At 68.6% G+C, this 17,873-nt stretch carries 17 protein-coding genes and 4 tRNA genes; 14 read left to right on the forward strand and 7 right to left on the reverse strand.

Annotated features, from left to right (window positions below):
• Positions 1–57: 57 nt before the first annotated feature.
• Positions 58–1,254, reverse strand: coding sequence for an HRDC domain-containing protein (locus DEU34_RS07440; RefSeq protein WP_121149455.1), 1,197 nt, complete (start codon positions 1,252–1,254; stop codon positions 58–60).
• Positions 1,247–1,837: a DUF3000 domain-containing protein gene (locus DEU34_RS07445; protein WP_121149456.1), complete on the reverse strand. Its 591-nt coding sequence runs from the start codon at positions 1,835–1,837 to the stop codon at positions 1,247–1,249. The genes DEU34_RS07440 and DEU34_RS07445 overlap by 8 nt, the downstream gene beginning before the upstream one ends.
• A 25-nt stretch (positions 1,838–1,862) precedes the next feature.
• Here DEU34_RS07445 and DEU34_RS07450 point away from each other — a divergent pair, with 25 nt between their 5' ends.
• Positions 1,863–3,086: a S9 family peptidase gene (locus DEU34_RS07450; RefSeq protein WP_121149457.1), complete on the forward strand. Its 1,224-nt coding sequence runs from the start codon at positions 1,863–1,865 to the stop codon at positions 3,084–3,086.
• Here DEU34_RS07450 and DEU34_RS07455 read toward each other — a convergent pair.
• From DEU34_RS07455 to DEU34_RS07465, 3 genes are all read right to left on the reverse strand, one after another.
• On the reverse strand, positions 3,055–3,765 hold the full coding sequence (locus tag DEU34_RS07455; protein ID WP_259460062.1) for a dihydrofolate reductase family protein: 711 nt from the start codon (positions 3,763–3,765) through the stop codon (positions 3,055–3,057). The two genes, DEU34_RS07450 and DEU34_RS07455, sit on opposite strands and share 32 nt — an antisense overlap.
• A gap of 2 nt (positions 3,766–3,767) precedes the next feature.
• A complete protein-coding gene (locus DEU34_RS07460) occupies positions 3,768–4,214 on the reverse strand; it encodes a SufE family protein (protein ID WP_121149458.1) in 447 nt (148 codons plus the stop codon).
• Positions 4,215–4,297: 83 nt separating this feature from the next.
• Positions 4,298–5,191 carry a sulfurtransferase gene (locus DEU34_RS07465; protein WP_121149459.1) on the reverse strand — a complete coding sequence of 298 codons (894 nt, stop codon included), beginning with the start codon at positions 5,189–5,191 and terminating at the stop codon, positions 4,298–4,300.
• A 122-nt stretch (positions 5,192–5,313) separates the two neighbouring features.
• Here DEU34_RS07465 and zapE point away from each other — a divergent pair, with 122 nt between their 5' ends.
• The 3 genes from zapE to DEU34_RS07480 all read left to right on the forward strand — a co-directional run bounded on the left by zapE (position 5,314) and on the right by DEU34_RS07480 (position 8,460).
• On the forward strand, positions 5,314–6,348 hold the full coding sequence (gene zapE, locus DEU34_RS07470) for a cell division protein ZapE (protein ID WP_121149460.1): 1,035 nt from the start codon (positions 5,314–5,316) through the stop codon (positions 6,346–6,348).
• Between the two features lie 269 nt (positions 6,349–6,617).
• Positions 6,618–7,847 (forward strand): ammonium transporter, encoded by a 1,230-nt coding sequence (locus DEU34_RS07475; RefSeq protein WP_121149461.1) that lies wholly within the window; start codon positions 6,618–6,620, stop codon positions 7,845–7,847.
• 79 nt (positions 7,848–7,926) lie between these two features.
• The gene (locus tag DEU34_RS07480; RefSeq protein WP_259460063.1) at positions 7,927–8,460 is read left to right on the forward strand and encodes a type II toxin-antitoxin system PemK/MazF family toxin; all 534 of its coding nucleotides are present in this window, start codon (positions 7,927–7,929) and stop codon (positions 8,458–8,460) included.
• Between the two features lie 255 nt (positions 8,461–8,715).
• Here the strand turns inward: DEU34_RS07480 and DEU34_RS07485 are convergent.
• Positions 8,716–8,791, reverse strand: a tRNA-Val gene (locus tag DEU34_RS07485).
• A gap of 147 nt (positions 8,792–8,938) precedes the next feature.
• Here DEU34_RS07485 and DEU34_RS07490 point away from each other — a divergent pair.
• From DEU34_RS07490 to DEU34_RS16240, 9 genes are all read left to right on the forward strand, one after another.
• Positions 8,939–9,010, forward strand: a tRNA-Gly gene (locus tag DEU34_RS07490).
• A 66-nt stretch (positions 9,011–9,076) separates the two neighbouring features.
• Positions 9,077–9,147, forward strand: a tRNA-Cys gene (locus DEU34_RS07495).
• A gap of 27 nt (positions 9,148–9,174) precedes the next feature.
• Positions 9,175–9,246 (forward strand) — tRNA-Val (locus DEU34_RS07500).
• A gap of 189 nt (positions 9,247–9,435) precedes the next feature.
• Positions 9,436–10,323 carry an excalibur calcium-binding domain-containing protein gene (locus tag DEU34_RS07505; protein ID WP_121149462.1) on the forward strand — a complete coding sequence of 296 codons (888 nt, stop codon included), beginning with the start codon at positions 9,436–9,438 and terminating at the stop codon, positions 10,321–10,323.
• 78 nt (positions 10,324–10,401) lie between these two features.
• Positions 10,402–10,845: a hypothetical protein gene (locus DEU34_RS07510; protein WP_121149463.1), complete on the forward strand. Its 444-nt coding sequence runs from the start codon at positions 10,402–10,404 to the stop codon at positions 10,843–10,845.
• A 9-nt stretch (positions 10,846–10,854) separates the two neighbouring features.
• On the forward strand, positions 10,855–11,322 hold the full coding sequence (locus tag DEU34_RS07515) for a hypothetical protein (protein ID WP_121149464.1): 468 nt from the start codon (positions 10,855–10,857) through the stop codon (positions 11,320–11,322).
• Positions 11,322–12,272 (forward strand): DUF6545 domain-containing protein, encoded by a 951-nt coding sequence (locus DEU34_RS07520; protein WP_121149465.1) that lies wholly within the window; start codon positions 11,322–11,324, stop codon positions 12,270–12,272. Before DEU34_RS07515 ends, DEU34_RS07520 begins: the two co-directional genes overlap by 1 nt.
• A 68-nt stretch (positions 12,273–12,340) precedes the next feature.
• Entirely contained in the window at positions 12,341–13,342 is a 1,002-nt protein-coding gene (locus tag DEU34_RS07525; RefSeq protein ID WP_147424023.1) for a S9 family peptidase, read from the forward strand.
• 654 nt (positions 13,343–13,996) lie between these two features.
• Positions 13,997–14,575: a hypothetical protein gene (locus DEU34_RS16240; protein WP_183042384.1), complete on the forward strand. Its 579-nt coding sequence runs from the start codon at positions 13,997–13,999 to the stop codon at positions 14,573–14,575.
• A 48-nt stretch (positions 14,576–14,623) separates the two neighbouring features.
• Here the strand turns inward: DEU34_RS16240 and DEU34_RS07540 are convergent, their stop codons facing one another.
• Positions 14,624–15,787 carry an SLC13 family permease gene (locus DEU34_RS07540; RefSeq protein ID WP_121149468.1) on the reverse strand — a complete coding sequence of 388 codons (1,164 nt, stop codon included), beginning with the start codon at positions 15,785–15,787 and terminating at the stop codon, positions 14,624–14,626.
• Here DEU34_RS07540 and thrS point away from each other — a divergent pair.
• On the forward strand, positions 15,756–17,864 hold the full coding sequence (gene thrS / locus DEU34_RS07545; protein WP_183042385.1) for a threonine--tRNA ligase: 2,109 nt from the start codon (positions 15,756–15,758) through the stop codon (positions 17,862–17,864). The genes DEU34_RS07540 and thrS overlap by 32 nt on opposite strands.
• Positions 17,865–17,873: the final 9 nt, after the last annotated feature.

The following is a 17,873-nucleotide window of genomic DNA, read 5'->3' on the forward strand; positions in this document are numbered from 1 at the left end:
AGGGATGACGCCAGCCTAGGGAGGGCACCGAATCGCCCGGAATCGGTTGGGTCGAACCTACGAAGGGTCGGCGGCGACCTCGGCCGGGGCGTTGACGGAATCCACAAAGGCATCGGCGATCAACTGTGCAGTCTGCTCAATCTGCCACGGCCGGGCACCGTGCTCCGCGAGGATGGCGCCGATCGATTCCGCGTCGAGCGACGCCGGGGGAGACCACGCGACGCGCCGCAGGGTCTCCGGCGTCAGGAGGTTCTCGGTCGGCATGCCGAGCTGCTCCGCCCGTTCCTCGACGACCGGGCGGGCCGCACGCAGTCGGGCGTCGGCCGACGGGTTGCGATCGGCCCACGCGCGCGGCGGCGGCAACGCATCGGAGGGGACGCGGTCGCTCGGGAGCTCCTCGGTCGACCGGCCCTCCTGGATCGCGTTCCACCAGCGGTCGAGCTGCGTGCGACTCGCCCGCCCGTTGAATTCCTTCAGCGCCGCCAGGGCCTGCTTCGAGGGGGGATCGGCGATCACCGCCGCGACGAGTGAGCGGTCCGGCACGAGCCGGCCGGGCGAGACGTCCTGTTCGCGGGCGTAGTCCTCCCTGGCCTGCCAGAGCGCGCGAGCCACGGCCAGCGACCGCCGCCCTCGCACGGTGTGCAGGCCGCTCAGACGACGCCAGGGGTCCTCCCGCGGCGGCTTCGGAAGGCGCTCGAGCACCGCGGCGAACTCCTGCGCCGCGATCTCGGTCTTCTCCTGCTCGACGAGCTGGTCGGCAAGGGCGTCTCGCACGTCGACCAGGTGCTCGACGTCGAGCGCGGCGTACTCCAGCCACGACTGCGGAAGCGGGCGCGTCGACCAGTCCGCCGCGGAGTGCGCCTTAGCCAGCGTGATGCCGAGCGTCGACTCCACGACCGCACCGAGACCGACGCGCTCATGACCGAGAATGCGAGCCGCGAGCTCGGTGTCGAAGATCCGCGACGGCTCGAGCGAACGCTCGCGCAGCGACGGCAGATCCTGGCTGGCCGCGTGGAAGACCCATTCCGCGTCGCCGATCGCGGCCTGCAGCAGAGTGAAATCGGCGATGGTGGCGGGGTCGAACAGGAAGACCCCGGCGCCTCGGCGGAAGACCTGGATCAGGTACGCGCGCTGGGAGTAGCGGAACCCCGACGCCCGTTCCACGTCGACCGCCACCGGTCCGTCGGCGGAGGCGAGAGCCTCTGCCGCATCAGCGAGGGCTTCGTCGTCTTCGATCACGACGTATTCAGTCACGGGCTGCCCTCCGGGCTCCGAGCGTGGCGATTCCCTCGGTACCCGGAGGGAGACCTGCCAGCATGCAAACAAGTTCGGCCCACGCCTCCACGTGCGGTCCGAAAGGTCCTTCGGGCGACCATGACGCCCGCAGTTCTATCTGTGCCCCGTCGCCCTGCGACGCCAACGATCCGAATCCTTTGGACAGGGTCTTCGTGGCCGTGCCCGACGCCGAGTGGTGGACGGCGCCGCGCGACGACAGCGCGTCGACCAGCCATGACCACGCTACGTCGGCCAGGAGCGCGTCGGATCCGATCTCGGGTTCGAGCGGCGCCTGGGCGAAGCAGACGATCCGCCAGGGCGCACCCCACGGATCGGGCTCGTCCGGGTCGTGTAGCAGGATGAACCGACCGATGCCATAGGGCGAGTCCACGCCCTCCACGTCGGGCCGCACATCGGCCGCGAGCGCCAGCGACTCGGGGGCGAGTCCTGTCGGGGCGGGAATCTCGCGCACGAGCAGATCGTCGCGGAACGAGGTCGAACGAAGTTCGTCGACCGCCCGCGCGAACGGCGTCAACGCCTCGGGAGGACGAACATCGGTCACCCGCACAGACTAGAGTGAGGCCGAGATGAACGCGTCCAGGCACGCCGCGCCCGACGGCGGCTTCCGACCGCTCGCCGGTGCTCTCCGCACGTCGGTCGCTCTCGTCGCGATCGCCCTCGGGGCGGTCGCCACGGCCATCGCGGCGATCGCGATCCGTGTCGCCCGTCGGGTGGTCACCCCCGCTCCGCGCCTGGCAGACACCCGGATCGTCGCCGTCGATGCGCCGGCGCAGACCGTGACACTGGCGCGCACGCCCGACACCGAGCTCCCCGGCCGCTACGGTCTCTTCACCACGGGTTCGAAGTCCTACGTCAAGCTCGGCCAGGTTCTCTCGTCCGACGCGACGTCGGTCACTCGCAAGCTGCTCACCCACGTCGGCGCGGGGGAGCAGCTCGCCCCCGACGCCGCCTTCAGCGGCTGGTACTTCGACAGTCCCGACGAACTCCACATCCCGTACCGCAGCGAGCTCATCGGCAGCTCTGTCGGCCCGTGCCCGGCGTGGGTGTTCCCCGCCGAGGCCGAGACCGACCTCTGGGTCGTGCAGGTGCACGGCCGGGGGACGACCCGCGCCGAGGCGCTGCGAGCCGTTCCCGTCTTCCGCGCGCTCGGCATCACCTCTCTTCTGGTGTCGTACCGCAACGACGGCGAGGCACCCCGCAGCCGGGCGGGAACCTACGCGCTCGGTGCCACGGAGTGGCGCGACGTCGACGCCGCCATCGGATACGCACGCCGCGCGGGCGCGCGCCGGGTGATCGTCATGGGATGGTCGATGGGGGGAGCCGTCGCCCTGCAGGTCGAGCTGTCATCGCCGCACCAGGAACTGCTCGTGGGCCTCATCCTCGAGTCGCCCGTGGTGGACTGGCGGGTGGTGCTCGACTACCAGGGACGGATGCTGCGCCTCCCGACGCCCGTGACGAATCTCGCCATCGGCGCGCTCGGTTCCGACTGGGCGACGCCGGTGACACGGGCGGGGCATGCGATCCCGTTCGACCGGCTCGACGGCGTCGCACGAGCGGACGAACTGACTCATCCGATCCTCATCCTGCACAGCGACGACGACGGCTTCGTCCCGTCGGACGCCTCGCACGGTCTGGCGGCGGCCCGACCCGATCTCGTGCACCTCGAGACCTTCTCCGTGGCCCGTCACACGAAGCTCTGGAACTACGACCAGGACCGCTGGACGCGCACGATCACGGAGTGGCTCCGCGGTCAGGGCCTCACGAACGAGTCCGCAGCCGAAAGTAGCTGAACGCGGCGTCGTCGACGAGCAGCCCTGCGGGCTCCGTGCGGGGCGCTCCGCCCGCCCTCAGCGGGAGGAAAGGGTGCTCGGCTGGTGCGAGTACCGGTGCGATCGTCACGCAGTACTCGTCGATCACTCCCGCCGACGCGAAGCGGCCGGCGAGGGTGGGGCCGCCCTCGCAGACGATGCGGGGGTACCCCCGGCGCGCGAGCGCGGAGACGATCGCCGTCGGATGCAGGTCGTCGTCGCCGTCCACCGCCACGACCTCGGCGGCAGCGAGACCCGCGCGTTCCCGCACAGCATCCGCTCTTCCCGCCGGGCAGACGAGGAGGATCGACGCACCGTCGTCGTCGAACCGGTGACCGCTGAGGTCTCCCGAGACGGTGACGACCGCGAGCCGCGTCGCCCGCGGAAGCAGGTAGCCCTCGGCGCGCACGGTGGCCGCCCCTACGACGACGGCGTCGGCGTGAGCGCGGATGATCCCGAGGATGGCGCGGTCGATACGGCTCGTGAGCGTCTCGCTCGTGCCGTCGTCTCCCGCGGCGGCCCCGGTGATGCTCGTGATCATGTTCAGCCGCACGTACGCGGCGTCGTCGCGGGCGTACACCGACTCGAGCCACGCCCGGCCCTCCGGGGTGGCGGGATCGTGAACGACACCCGTTGCCGGGAGCACCTCCGACACGCGCACGATCAGCCGCGCTTCGCGCGCACCTGGCGCTTCGCCCGCATCAGCATCCCGGTCATCCCCGCGATGCGCAGTGGGCTGACCGCGCGCATGAGCCCGATGCTCTGCGGGAAGTCATCGGGGATGGCGAGAACCTCGTCGGTCGTGAGGCCGCTGATGCCCTGGACGAGGATGCTGGCGAACCCGCGGGTGGTCGGTGCCTCGGCGGGGGCGGTCGCGTGCATCGCCACGATCCCGTCGTCGTCGACGTCGACGACGATGTAGACCGGAGACTGGCACTCCACGACGCGCTCGCACATCTCGGGGTGCCCGTCGTACTCCGGCGGCACCGCCGGCAGCTCCTGCGAGTACTCGAGAAGCAGCTGGAGTCGTTCGGGCTCGGCGAGTTCGAGGAACTCGTCGCGGATTTCGGCGAGGGTTTCGGGCAGAGCGGTCTCGGTCACCCTCGTCATCCTTCCACGCCACCGGGAGGCCGGCTCGGCCCCTGGTACGCGTCGGAGACCGATGGGCACCCGCCCACCGGTTTCCGACGCGATCAGCGGGAGCCGGGCTCGGCGCCCGTCACGATCGGCACGCGCACCGCGCTGCCCCACTCGGTCCATGACCCGTCGTAGTTGCGCACGTCGTCGAACCCGAGCAGGTGCTTCAGCACGAACCAGGTGTGGCTCGACCGCTCGCCGATCCGGCAGTAGGCCACGATCGACTCGCCGTCGGTGAGCCCCGCGCCGTCGCGATAGATCGCGTCGAGTTCTGCGCGCGACTTGAATCCGCCGTCTTCGGCGACAGCCTTGGCCCACGGCACGTTCTGCGCCGTTGGGATGTGTCCTGCGCGCAGGGCTCCCTCATCGGGGTAGGCGGGCGCGGTCGTGCGCTCTCCCGAGTACTCCTCGGGGGAACGGACGTCGATCAGCGGGTGGCCGAGGTGCGACAGCACGTCGTCCTTGTACGCGCGGATCTTGCTGTCGTCGCGCTCGACGACGGGGTAGTCGGTGGCCGTCACGGCGGTCGCGTCGGTCGTGATCGGACGACCCTCGCCGATCCACTTGTCCCGTCCGCCGTCGAGCAGCCGCACGTCTTCATGACCGAACAGCGAGAAGACCCACAGTGCGTAGGCGGCCCACCAGTTGTTCTTGTCGCCGTAGATGACGACCGTGTCGTCACGCGAGATGCCCTTGCGGCTCAGAAGCTCGGAGAAACCCGCGCCGTCGACGTAGTCGCGGACGACCGGGTCGTTCAGCTCGGTGTGCCAGTCGATCTTGACGGAACCGGGGATGTGCCCGGTCTCGTAGAGCAGCACGTCCTCGTCCGACTCCACGACGACGAGACCGGGCTGGCCGAGGCGGGCTTCGAGCCATTCCCCGGTCACGAGACGGCCGGGCTCGGAGTACTCGGCGAACTTGGACGATGTGGTGTCGAATTCGATGGTCACGGAGGGCTCCTCGGAGTCGGGGCTGCAGTGCGACGGCGTAGGGTGGACACCGCCCTTCCGACCCTATGCGGGCCGTGATACCAGCGCACTCACTGCGTAAGACTGCGACACAGGACGGCCGAATGACCGCTGCATCCGCCACCACCGGCATCGTCCATCTCGCGGACCGCGATCCGGCGGTCTCGGGGACCGACATGGTCGCCTCTCTCGTGCCGCCGCCGCAGTTCGACGGCGCGACCTTCGAGTCGTACCGCGCCGACGCCGCGTATTCCTCTCAGGAGGACGCGAAAGAGCGACTCAGTGCGTTCGCGCAGCCCTCAGCATCCGCCTCTCGCGGGGGGTTCTTCCGGCGCGCGAAGAAGGAGCCCGAGACCAAGCCGGGCGTCTACCTCGACGGCGGGTTCGGCGTCGGCAAGACGCACCTGTTGGCGGCGATCTTCCACGCCATGCCGGCCCGCCGGAAGTACTTCGGCTCGTTCATCGAGTACACCGCTCTCGTCGGCGCGCTCGGGTATCAGAAGACCGTCGAGCTGTTCCGCGGCTCCGACCTGCTCTGCATCGACGAGTTCGAGCTCGACGATCCGGGCGACACCATGGTGATGACCCGACTGCTCGGCGAGCTCGTCACATCGGGCACCCGTCTGGCGGCCACCTCGAACACACCCCCGAACGCGCTCGGCGAGGGACGTTTCGCGGCGCAGGACTTCCTGCGTGAGATTCAGGCCATGTCGGCGAGTTTCGAAACGCTCCGCATCGACGGAACCGACTACCGCCAGCGGGCGATCGACGGCGAGGCGAAGGTGTGGACGGATGCCGCGTACACCGAGGCTCTCGACGAGGCCTCGCTGCGGGGCATCGCCTCGGACGACGCATTCGACGGCCTGGTCGCTCATCTGGCCCGCGTGCACCCCTCCCGCTACCTGCGCCTGCTCGACGGGGTGGACGTCATCGGGTTGCGCGGCGTTCACACGCTCTACGACCAGGCCGCGGCCCTCCGGCTCGTCGCCTTCGTCGACCGCGCCTACGACGCGCAGATCCCCATCCGCGCCACGGGGGAGTCGCTGAGCTCGGTGTTCGGCGACGACATGCTCGCCGGCGGGTACCGCAAGAAGTACCTGCGCGCGGTCTCTCGTCTCGTCGCCCTCACGCACTCCTGACACCGGGGCGAACGCCGCTCCCGTCGCCGACGCCAGGGCGGGCGTCGCTTTCGTCGCCGACGCCAGGGCGGGCGTCGCTTTCGTCGCGATCTCGCGGCCGCGCGAAACGCGTTGTTTACACGGGCCCGGGTGTTGTAACGCCCGCGAAACACGACCCGGCCGACGTTGGAAACCGCGCGTCGCGAAACTGTTGACGCCCCGCGAGATCGCTACCCGACACAGCGCATGCCGCGGGTCCTCAGTAACACGACACACAGATGAGGAACCTCATGGACAGCGGAAATCTCGCCTGGGCCGTCGCCGCAACGGCGCTCGTGCTCTTTATGACGCCCGGTGTGGCGTTCTTCTACGGCGGTCTGGTCAAGGCCAAGAGCGTCGTCAGCATGATGATGATGAGCTTCGGCGCGCTCGGACTGATCAGCGTGCTCTGGATCCTCTACGGCTTCAACATGAGCGCCGTCGACAGCACCTGGGCCTTCGCCGGCAACCCCTTCTCCGACCTCGGTATGGCGTCGCTCGATGACAACGCCCTCGTCGGGGCCGCCTACGGCGCGACGTTCGCGATCATCACCGTCGCGCTCATCTCGGGTGCGATCGCCGACCGCGCCAAGTTCGGCGCCTGGATGATCTTCGCCGGCATCTGGGCCACGGTGGTCTACTTCCCCGTCGCCGCCTGGGTCTGGGGCGGGGGCTGGATCATGGGCCTCGGTGAGACCTTCGGCTTCGACGTCGGCGTCATCGACTATGCCGGCGGAACCGCGGTGCACATCAACGCCGGTGCCGCCGCTCTCGCCCTCTCGCTCGTCCTCGGACGCCGGGTGCTCTTCCAGAAGGGCGTCCACAAGCCCCATAACGTGCCGCTCGTCATGCTCGGGGCCGCGATCCTGTGGTTCGGCTGGTTCGGCTTCAACGCCGGCGCCGAGGGCACGTTCGGCCTGCTGGGCACGGAGGACTCGTCGGTCGGCCTCATCATCGTCAACACGATCGGTGCGACCGCGGCCGCCATCATCGGTTGGCTCATCGTCGAGAAGCTCAAGGACGGCAAGGCCACGTCGGTCGGCGCCGCATCCGGTGCCGTCGCCGGTCTGGTTGCGATCACCCCCGCGTGCGCGAACCTGACCCCCGGCTGGGCTCTGCTGCTCGGCATCCTCACCGGTGCCGTCTGTGCCCTCGCCATCGAGCTCAAGTGGAAGTGGGGCTTCGACGACTCGCTCGACGTGGTCGGCATCCACCTCGTCGGCGGCCTCATCGGAACCATCTACCTCGGATTCTTCGCCACCGAGACCGGCCTGTTCGTCGGCGGCAACGCCGACCAGCTGGTCGTGCAGGTCATCGCCGCGCTCGGCGTGCTGATCTACTCCTTCGTCGTCGCCTTCATCATCGGCTTCGCGATCGAGAAGACCATCGGATTCCGCGTCAAGAACGAAGACGAGATCGCCGGGATCGACACCACCGTCCACGGTGAGGAGGGCTACGCCCTCATCGAGACCACCCCCTGACCACGACACCCCAGGGACGGCGTCGCGGGCTTCGGCCTGCGGCGCCGTCCGTGTTTTCGCGCCGGTCTAGGGTGGCGGGGTGAGTCTCCTCCGCCGCCTCGGTTCCGTTCTCGTCCGCGCCCTGCGACCGAGCGGGGGTGCGCCCGTCTCCAGCTCCGCCCGCGTGACCGGCGTCGACAGCCCCGGACAGTCGGGACTGACCGCCACGAGGGCGGTGCGGCCGCCGTCGGCCCGAGGACTGACGATCGCGTACGCGCCGATGCGCGACGGCGACGCGGACGCCGGCGAGATCGTGTGGACCTGGGTTCCGTACGAGGAGAATGACGGACGCGGCAAGGACCGCCCCGTCCTGGTGATCGCGCAGCAGGACTCCGAGCACGTGTACGCCGTGCGCCTCACGAGCACCCCGCACCAGGGCTCGAGCGACTTCGTGCCGCTCGGAGCGGGGGAGTGGGACCCGCAGCGGCGCCCCTCGTGGGTGGACATCGAGCAGCTCTACAGCGTTCACGTGCGCGGCCTGCGCCGCGAAGCATCCGCTCTTCCGCGCGATCGTTTCGCCGTCGTCGCGGCAGCCCTGCGTCAGCGCTACGGATGGCGAGTCTCCGCGCGCTGACCGCGCGCCCGGACCTCGAGACACGCTTTCCGGCCGAAACACCACGCCTGGCGGTGTTTCTCAGCCGCAAGGGGTGTCTCACCGTCGGACGGATGCTGCGCCGGGAAAGTCGGCCGCGAGGTATGCCCGGACGTTCGTCGAGCCGGCCGGGATCTCCCGCCATGCGAGATCGCGAAACGGTGCAGCTCACGCTTGTCTCCTCCGCGCGTGAACACGAGGTGGCAACTGAAAACCCCCGGCGAACCGGGGGTTTCGTGGTGGGCGATGCGGGACTTGAACCCACGACCTCTTCCGTGTGAAGGAAGCGCGCTACCAGCTGCGCCAATCGCCCTGACGCCCCGAAGGGCTTCATCGATCGTACCCGATCCACGAGCCTTCCATGGACGCCGGAGGGCTCGACACGCGGGTGGCGTCTCGGTTTGTCGCTGCGCTCGGAATGGGCTAAAGTCGTACGAGTGCCCGGGGCAACCAGGGACACGCGGATGTAGCGCAGTGGTAGCGCATCACCTTGCCAAGGTGAGGGTCGCGAGTTCGAATCTCGTCATCCGCTCGAGTGCGAGGTCGTCAGACGGAGTGATCCGGAAGGCGACCACGACACGTGGGCCGAACCCCACGCGGTGGCGTGGCCGAGCGGCTAGGCACCGGCCTGCAAAGCCGTTTACACGGGTTCGAATCCCGTCGCCACCTCGACGACAACTGAATAGCCCATTTCGGGCGCGATTGGCGCAGCGGTAGCGCGCTTCCCTGACACGGAAGAGGTCACTGGTTCGATCCCAGTATCGCGCACAGACAAACCCCCGGGAAACCGGGGGTTTTTTCGTTTCCGCGGACGTCTGGGCAATATCTGGGCAATACGCCACTGCACGGTGCGCCCGGACAATAGTCTCGAGCCGTTCCGTGCGCGAATACCCAAACAGAACGGATCGCCTTTTCGGAGTTGTGCGGCCTCGTTCCGATACTCCACACTGATCTCGGATGCTCCATGTCGCGAGCGTCCTCGCGATCCTGGGGGATTTTCACTTCATGCGTCTACACACGCGCGTCGGCAGCGCCGCTATTGCTTTCCTGCTTCTCATGACTCTCGCACCCGCTGCGGCGACCGCCCTCGAATCCTCATCGGCCGAGTCGTTCCAAGACTGGGACGTTCCGAGAAATCAAGCTTCCGCCGCGACCACGTCAGTCGAATCCGCAGCTGCCGTCGACCCCACGCCGGTGTACAGGTTCTGGAGCCCGGTCTACCAAGCGCACTTCTTCACCACGGATGTTGCCGAGCGTGATGCCATCAACGCACGGTGGTCCAATATCTGGACGTACGAAGGGCCCCGGTACACCGCGTTTTCGACACAGGTGGCTGGCACCATTCCTTTGTACCGATTCTGGTCCGCACAGCTGAATGGCCACTTCTACACCGCTGACGTGTCCGAACGAGACGCGGTCATCGCTCGATGGCCCGACACGTGGTCCTACGAAGGGGTCGCTTACTACGTCTATCCGAACACCACCAGTACCCCGGACACTGTCCCGGTCGCGCGGTTCTGGAGCTCCGTCTCTCAGCATCACTTCTACACCGCGAGCGTGACGGAGCGCGATGGCGTCATCCGCAACTGGTCCGCCACCTGGTCATACGAGGGCGACAACTTCCGAGTCCCCGCGGCTGGCGTCCCCGTCGACCAGCCGCCTGCCCCGAACCCCGGCCCCTCCCAGCCGGGCAACCCCGGAGACACCAAGAATTGCTCCGACTTCCGCAACTACGCAGAGGCGAAGTCGTGGTTTGACACGTATTACCCGTACTACGGGGACATCGCCAAGCTCGACGGGAACAACGACGGGATTCCCTGCGAGAGTCTTCCGGGGGCACCATAGGTCCTCAACCCGTTCGACAACGCCGATTGCTCGGTGACGGTCAGGCAGGGAGCGGTGAGCGGCAGGTACGCTAGGCCCGTGTCGGCGAACGAACCTGAGGAGCAGCAGCAGTCTGCGACTGAACTGCTCGCCAATCGCCTGCGCACGCTCATGGATGTCGTCGAGGCGCGCACCGGGGAAGAGGTCACCTTCACCGCCATCTCCGACTATCTCTCCGGCCGCGGCGTGACGCTGAGCCGGTCGCGGTGGTCGTACATCCTCAACGGGCACCGCCCCATCGACGACGTGGCGCTGCTGGATGCGCTGTCCGACTTCTTCGACACTCCCAACGGATACCTTCGCGGCGAGGCCGGGACCCCCGAGCCGATCTCCGCACAGCTCGACCTCGTGCGAGCGATGCGCGCCGCCAAAGTGCGCTCCTTCGCCGCACGCACGCTCGGAGACCTCTCTCCGGAGACCTTGAGCGCCATCACCATCTACCTGGACGAGGAAGCAGCGCGCGTCTCCGGACCGCAGAGCTGAGGACATTCCATGCGAGCTTGGATCGAAGAAGGCCGACCGCACCTGCCCGTCGACATCGAGCCCGGCATCACACTCGCCGAGCTGACACACCGCGTTCAGGCGGCCCGAGGCAGGCCGTTGCGGATCGACGAGCTACCCGCCCTTTCCGACGGCGACGGAGCGCTCTGCGGCCTCTGGCTCGCGACCGACGACGTCGACATCATCCTCCACGCCCCCAGCGAGTCGAAGCTGCACCGCGAGCAGTTCATCCTTCATGAGCTCTCGCACATGCTGCTGCTCCATGACCGGGTCGACGACAAGGTCGAGTACGTCACGAGAAGCGTCCTCCCCGATCTGGAGCCGGCCACCGTCATCAAGGCGCTCGCGCGAGACAGCATCAACGACGAATACGAGCGACGGGCCGAACGCCTCGCCGACGTCATCGCCACGTACATCCGCAGCCAGCCCGTGTCGAGGTTCTCGGAGATCTTCGGCTGATGGTCGAACTCATCGTCAGCGCCCTCATGTGGGCGCTCGTCGTCGTCCTCGTCGTCTTCCGCCGCGCCCGGAAAGAACGCTCGGTCCTGTACGCGGCCATCACGATCGCCGTCACCATGATGCTCAACGACGACGACCTCTACGTGCTCGTCGACGGATGGTTCGGCGCCCGCGACGTCGTGCACCTGTTCAGCGCCATCATTCTCATGGTCGGCGTGCACTTCCTCGCCCAGGGGATATCCCGCGCCGGCGCCCCGCGATATCTTCGCGGCATCCCCGCGCTGATCGTGCTGTGGGCCGCCATCGTCGTCACCACGGTCGCGTTCTTCCTCGTGCCGCATCGAGGCGGAACCAGCGAGAGCTTCATGCGCGTATACGGCGACTACCCGGCGGCCGCGGTGTACTCCTGCGCTCAATACGTCTACTTCCTGATCGTCTTCAGCGCGCTGCTCCTGACCGCTGTGGCGGCCATCCGTCACAGCACCCTGACGAGAGAGCGGGTCGCGGGCGCGCTCCTGCTCGTCGGGTCGCTCTGCACGATGGCCCTGTCCGTGACCGTCATCGGAATGAGCACCGCTCAACTCGTCGGCGGGCTCCCCGCGGCCGAGCCGTGGCGACCGGCCTACTACACCCTTCAGATCGGCACCTTCCTCTTCCTCACCGCCGGGCTGGCGTCGGCGCCGATCGCCCGATGGGTGGGGCAGTCGCGACAGGAGCGTGATGTGCGGCGGTACCTCGACCGCATCACCCCGCTCTGGCAGGAGGCGATCGAGGCTCGCGCGTCGCTCCGCCTCGAGACCGCCGAGGTGGACTCCACGCACCGCCTGCACCGCCGCATCGTGGAGATCCGCGATGCCGCCATGGACCGACGGAACGAGTTCGCTCTCACCGCCGACGATCGTCGACTGCTCGCCGAGGCGGAGGACCGGCTCGGCGCAGGCGCGATGTGAGCCTCGGATACGCGATCGCGCGGCGTCTCACCGCGCCGGCGCGTGCTCGGCGCCACCCCCTGACCGTCATGCCATCGGCGCCCGGCTTCATCACGGTGCCCGCGACAGAAGCGACCACGCGTGCGGGGGAGTGGGGCGTCTTCCTCGAGGGAGGCGACCACCTGCGCGTCTCGGGCGATCCGGAACGCAACGGCCGGACCGTGACATGGCGGGTCGACGGGCGCCGCCGCCCCCTGCCGAAAGGTACGCGCGCAGCGTGGAGCGGCATCGTCGCGGTCGACCCCGCATCAGCGGGGGGCACCCACGTCGATCACACCGTCCCCACGCGGGGAGGCGACGTGCCCACGTGGTACTTCGGTGGCGCACCGGGAGGTCAGCATCCACGGTGGGCCGTCCATATCTTCGGACTCGGGTCGACCCGAGCGGGGGTGCTGCGCAGCGTCGACATCGCCTCGGACGAGGGAATGCCGTCTGTCGTTCCCGCCTACCGCAACACCCTCGAGGGTCCGACGGTGGGCAGCGGCCGGCACCACCTCGGCGCGACGGAGGTCGACGACGTCGCGGATGTGCTCGACGCGCTGTCGGTGACGGGGGAGGAGAGGTTCGTGCTATTCGGGTGGTCGATGGGAGCGCAGATCGCCCTGCAACTGGCCGCCAGCGCCGCCTGGGGTTCTCGGATCGACAGCCTGGTACTCGATTCTCCGGTGCTGGACTGGGCAAGCGTGCTCGAGGCGAACGTCGCGCGTGCGAACCTCCCGCCCGGACTGGCCCGTCTCGCGATCCCCTGGATCGAGGGTCGTCGACGAGCCCAGGCCGTGGGGTTGTCGTCACCCGTGGATCTCGACCGGCTCAACTGGGTGCGCCACGCCGGGCGCATCACCCAGCCCGTGCTCATCCATCACGGAACACGCGACGATTCCGTGCCTCTCGCAGACTCCGAGATCTTCGCCGAGCGCGCCCCCCGCGCCCGCCTGATCCCCTCTTCGGGCGGCCACACGACCGGGTGGAACACCGGGCGTGCGCCGTACATCAGGTCCACTGCCCTCTTCCTCAGAACCTCCGACGTCTGAGGCGCGGCGACCGCGTCACGAAGGCGTCCTGCGTTGGACATGTCCAACGCACGCCGTTAGTGTCGTGGGTGGGGGAAGCCCGAGGTATGCGACGGGGCTATCTCGGACGAACAATGGAGGGGGCCGCCAGCGTGGGGCTTGCGATAAGGCCATTGTTCATTTGTCGGTCCGCTCCGACCGGGGGGAGCGTGAGCGGACCGACATACCCCGCGCGCCGAGGCGCGAGTGTCACACCTCAGGGTGGCCGGATGCTGCGGATCTCCGAATCGCGCGGGGCGCCGGAACACCCCCGGGCCTGCCCTTTCTCCGACGTGCACCCGCGTCGTGAGCGCGCGACCGACATCCGGTTCGGCGCCGCCTCCGAATCATTGGAGGACCCGCCGGGCCGCGGCCCCTTCGCACCCGGCGGGTCCACCTCATGAAAACGACCTCCTCGAATCCGTCGGGGGATGGCGGATTCGAGGAGGCCTTTCGTGTTCCGCGCCGTAGCAACGGGGAACTCGAGCGTCCCACCGCCCCGGACTCGGGGGTAGGGGGGAAGACCCGAAACATTGTTGGACGCCGTGCAGCCGACCCCGAGGGTGTCGCGGATGCCGCTGCACTGTCGCCCCGGGGACGCAGCATCCTCGGCGATCGAGTCCGTACTGTTGCCGCATGAGGTCTTTGCGGGTCGCGCCGATCGCCCTGGGGGCGCTCCTGCTGCTCGTCGGATGCACGGGCATCGACGCCGAAGCACCCGAGGCGCCCGAGGTGACCGCGAGCGTCGCGGCACCGTCGGCCAGCACCGCGCCATCCCTCTCGCCGACCGCGTCGACCCCCGGAGAGACGGCGCCGCCGACCGCCGACGCGGCCGTGGACTGCGACACGATGATCGACGCGGCCGTCGCCGCGCAATATCGGGTGGAGGGTCTCGCTCCGCTGCCCAAGCCGTTCCTCACCGCCCACGGTGTCGATGTCGAGGGCGGCATCTCCTGCCCGTGGGGTCCGGCCGGCGCACCGGGGCAACAGGCGACCCACGTGTATTCCTGGGGCCCGCTGGAGCCGGGCCGAGCCGCTGAGGTAATCGACGAGCTGCAGGCGCGAGAGCCATTCGAGGTCTCGACCGGCGAGGGCGGCACGTATCTGAGCACGACGTACTCCGACGGCCCCGGAGCCGTGTTCTTCGTCACCGACCGGTCGATCCGCTTCGCCGAAACACGAGAGGCGCTGCGCAACATCGTCTGGGTGGGCTGAGCCGCCGGCTCGGCTCAACTACTGCACTCTGGTCTCGGTCATCCAGCCCTACCCGCCCAGCGCGAGCGGCACGACCGCCGCGGCGACCGTCAGCGGGCCGATGAGGCACCCGAGGAGAATGAAGCGCCGCCAGGAGATCTCGACCCCCTGAGAGCGCAACCTGTCGTGCCACAGCAGCGTGGCAAGGGATGCCCAGGGCGTGATCAGCGGGCCGGCGTTGACACCGACGAGCAGGGCGGCGAGTCGGGCGGGGGAGCCTGCCGTCGACTCGAGCGCGAGGTACGCGGGGAGGTTGTTGCCGATGTTGGCCGCCAGGGCGCCGACCCCGGCCACCTGCCACAGCGAGAAGAGGTCTTCGCCGCCGCCCACGACATTCGCCAGAAGGGCCTGTGAGCCGAGGCCCTCGAGCACCCCGACCGCGAGGAAGAGGCCCGAGGCGAAGACCACGAGCTGCCAAGGCACCATCTGCAGCCGCAGCGTCCGTCGAGAGCGCACGGAGAACACGACCACCAGCACGACGGCCGCCACCGTCGCCGGGATCCACGGGGGGAGCCCGACCACGAGCGCGGGCAGCAGCAGTGCCGTCACGACCGCCGAGACGATGAGCAGTGGACGATCGACGGTGCGAAGCGGAGGGGCTTCCGAGAAGCGCACCGGCACGCGGCGGAGGAAGACCACGGCGAGCACAGCGATCGAGACGAGGGCGGCCACCAGCGCGGACGGGCCGACGAGGGCGAGGAACGGCAGGGGATCGTGAGTGCCGAGGACGTCGGCGGCGAGCAGGTTCGTGAGGTTCGACACGGGCAGGGCGAGCGACGCGGTGTTCGCGAGCACGACGGTGACGAAGACGAACGGGACGGGGTCGAGGCGGTGCCGGCGGGCGAGGGCGATGACCACGGGCGTCAGGAGGACGGCGGTCGTGTCGAGCGACAGGAAGGCCGTCACGAACACGGCGAGCACGACGGTGAGGGCCCAGAGAACGCGTGCGCGGCCGCGGGCGACCCGCGCGAGCGCCGCGGCCACCGCGTCGAAGACACCGGCCGACGCCGCGAGCTCGGCGACGATCGTCACCGCCACGACGAAGAGGAGGATGGGCCAGACACGATCAGCGATGGTCAGTGCATCGTCGGTCGTGAGGACGCCCGTGAGCAGCCCGACGCCCCCGGCGACGAGCAGAACGATGCCGATCACCGCGAGCTTCACGGCATCCATCATCCTCTGCCGCGCGGCAGGATCGCTCCACGGCGATAGCCTGGATGCCGAGCCACATTGGAGACTTTTCGTGACCGACGCCGCCCTGCCCGTTGACGTGTCCTACCCCGCCGACGGATTCACCCTGTTCCCCGACCGCTCCGTCGTCGCGCTCCGCGTCAACGGGGAGCTTCGCGACCTCGCGACGAAGGTCGAGCAGACGGATGCTGTCGAGCCGGTCGGCATCGACAGCCCCGACGGACTCAATATCCTCCGTCACTCCGCCGCCCACGTGCTGGCGCAGGCGGTGCAGCGGATCAATCCGCAGGCGAACCTCGGCATCGGGCCCCCGGTCACCGACGGCTTCTACTACGACTTCGGTGTCGACGAGCCCTTCACACCCGAAGACCTGAAGGCCATCAAGAAGGAGATGGAGCGCATCGTCCGCGAGGGCCAGCGCTTCGTCCGTCGCGTCGTGACCGACGACGAGGCGCGCGCCGAACTCGCCGACGAGCCGTTCAAACTGGAGCTGATCGGCCTGAAAGGCGGCAAGGAGGCAGCCGAGGGCGCGAGCGTCGAGGTGGGAGCGGGCGAGCTCACCATCTACGACAACGTCAACCGTGACGGCGAGACGGTCTGGAAAGACCTCTGCCGCGGGCCCCACGTGCCCAGCACCCGCATGATCGGCAACGGCTGGTCGCTCACGCGCATCGCGGGCGCCTACTGGCGCGGCAGCGAGAAGAACCCGCAGCTGCAGCGCATCTACGGCACCGCGTGGCCGACGAAGGATGAGCTCCGCGCGTACGAGGAACGCCTCGCCGAGGCCGCCAAGCGCGACCACCGCAAGCTGGGAAAAGAACTCGACCTCTTCTCGTTCCCCGAGGAGATCGGTTCGGGTCTGTCGGTCTGGCACCCCCGCGGCGGCGTCGTGCGCCAGGAGATGGAGCAGCACGCGCTGCGGCGTCACCGTGCCGCCGGCTACACCTACGTCTATACACCCCACATCTCGAAGGAAGATCTCTTCCTCACCTCGAACCACCTCGTGACGTACAAGGACGGGATGTTCCCGCCCATCGTCATGGACGAGGAGCGCGACGCCGACGGGCACGTCACCAAAGAGGGCCAGGACTACTACCTGAAGCCCATGAACTGCCCGATGCACATCCTGATCTACAAGGAGCGTGCACGGAGCTACCGCGACCTCCCGATGCGTCTCGCCGAGAACGGCACCGTCTACCGCAACGAGCTGTCCGGCGCCCTGCACGGCCTCACTCGCGTGCGCGGCTTCACACAGGACGACTCGCACCTGTTCGTCACCCCCGACCAGCTCGAGGAGGAGACGACCCGCGTGCTCGAGTTCGTCATCTCGATGCTGCGCGACTTCGGGCTCGAGGACTTCGAACTCGAGCTCTCCATGCGCGACGACGAGAAGTCGAAGTGGATCGGAAGCGACGACTTCTGGGAGTACTCCACGAACGCCCTCCGCAACGTCGCCCACGCCAGCGGGCTCAAGGTGACCGAGGTTCCGGGAGAGGCCGCGTTCTACGGCCCGAAGATCGACCTGAAGACGAAGGACGCGATCGGTCGCACCTGGCAGCTGTCCACGGTTCAGGTCGACGTGAACCTGCCCGAGCGATTCGAGCTCGAATTCACCGACCGCGACGGGCAGAAGAAGCGCCCGATCATGATCCATCGCGCCCTGTTCGGCTCCATCGAGCGGTTCTTCGCGATCCTCCTCGAGCACTACGCCGGTGCGTTCCCGGTGTGGCTCGCGCCGCTCCAGGTGATCGGCATCCCGGTGGCCGAGGAGTACGCCGACTACCTCGGCGAGATCGTCACCCGTCTGCGCGAAGACGGGGTGCGCGCCGAGCTCGACACGAGTGACGAGCGGATGCAGAAGAAGATCCGCACGCACACCACCCAGAAGGTGCCGCTGCAGCTCATCGCCGGTGAGCAGGACCGCGCGGGCGGCACGGTCTCGTTCCGCTTCCGCGACGGTACGCAGCTCAACGGCATCCCCGTCGACGAGGCCATCCGCCGCATCCATTCGTCCATCGACGCGAAGACCCTCGTCGACTCCGCGGACGACCTGGCGTGAACGGGCGCC

Source organism: Microbacterium sp. AG1240, from assembly GCF_003635115.1.
In the GTDB taxonomy this organism is placed as follows: Bacteria; Actinomycetota; Actinomycetes; order Actinomycetales; family Microbacteriaceae; genus Microbacterium.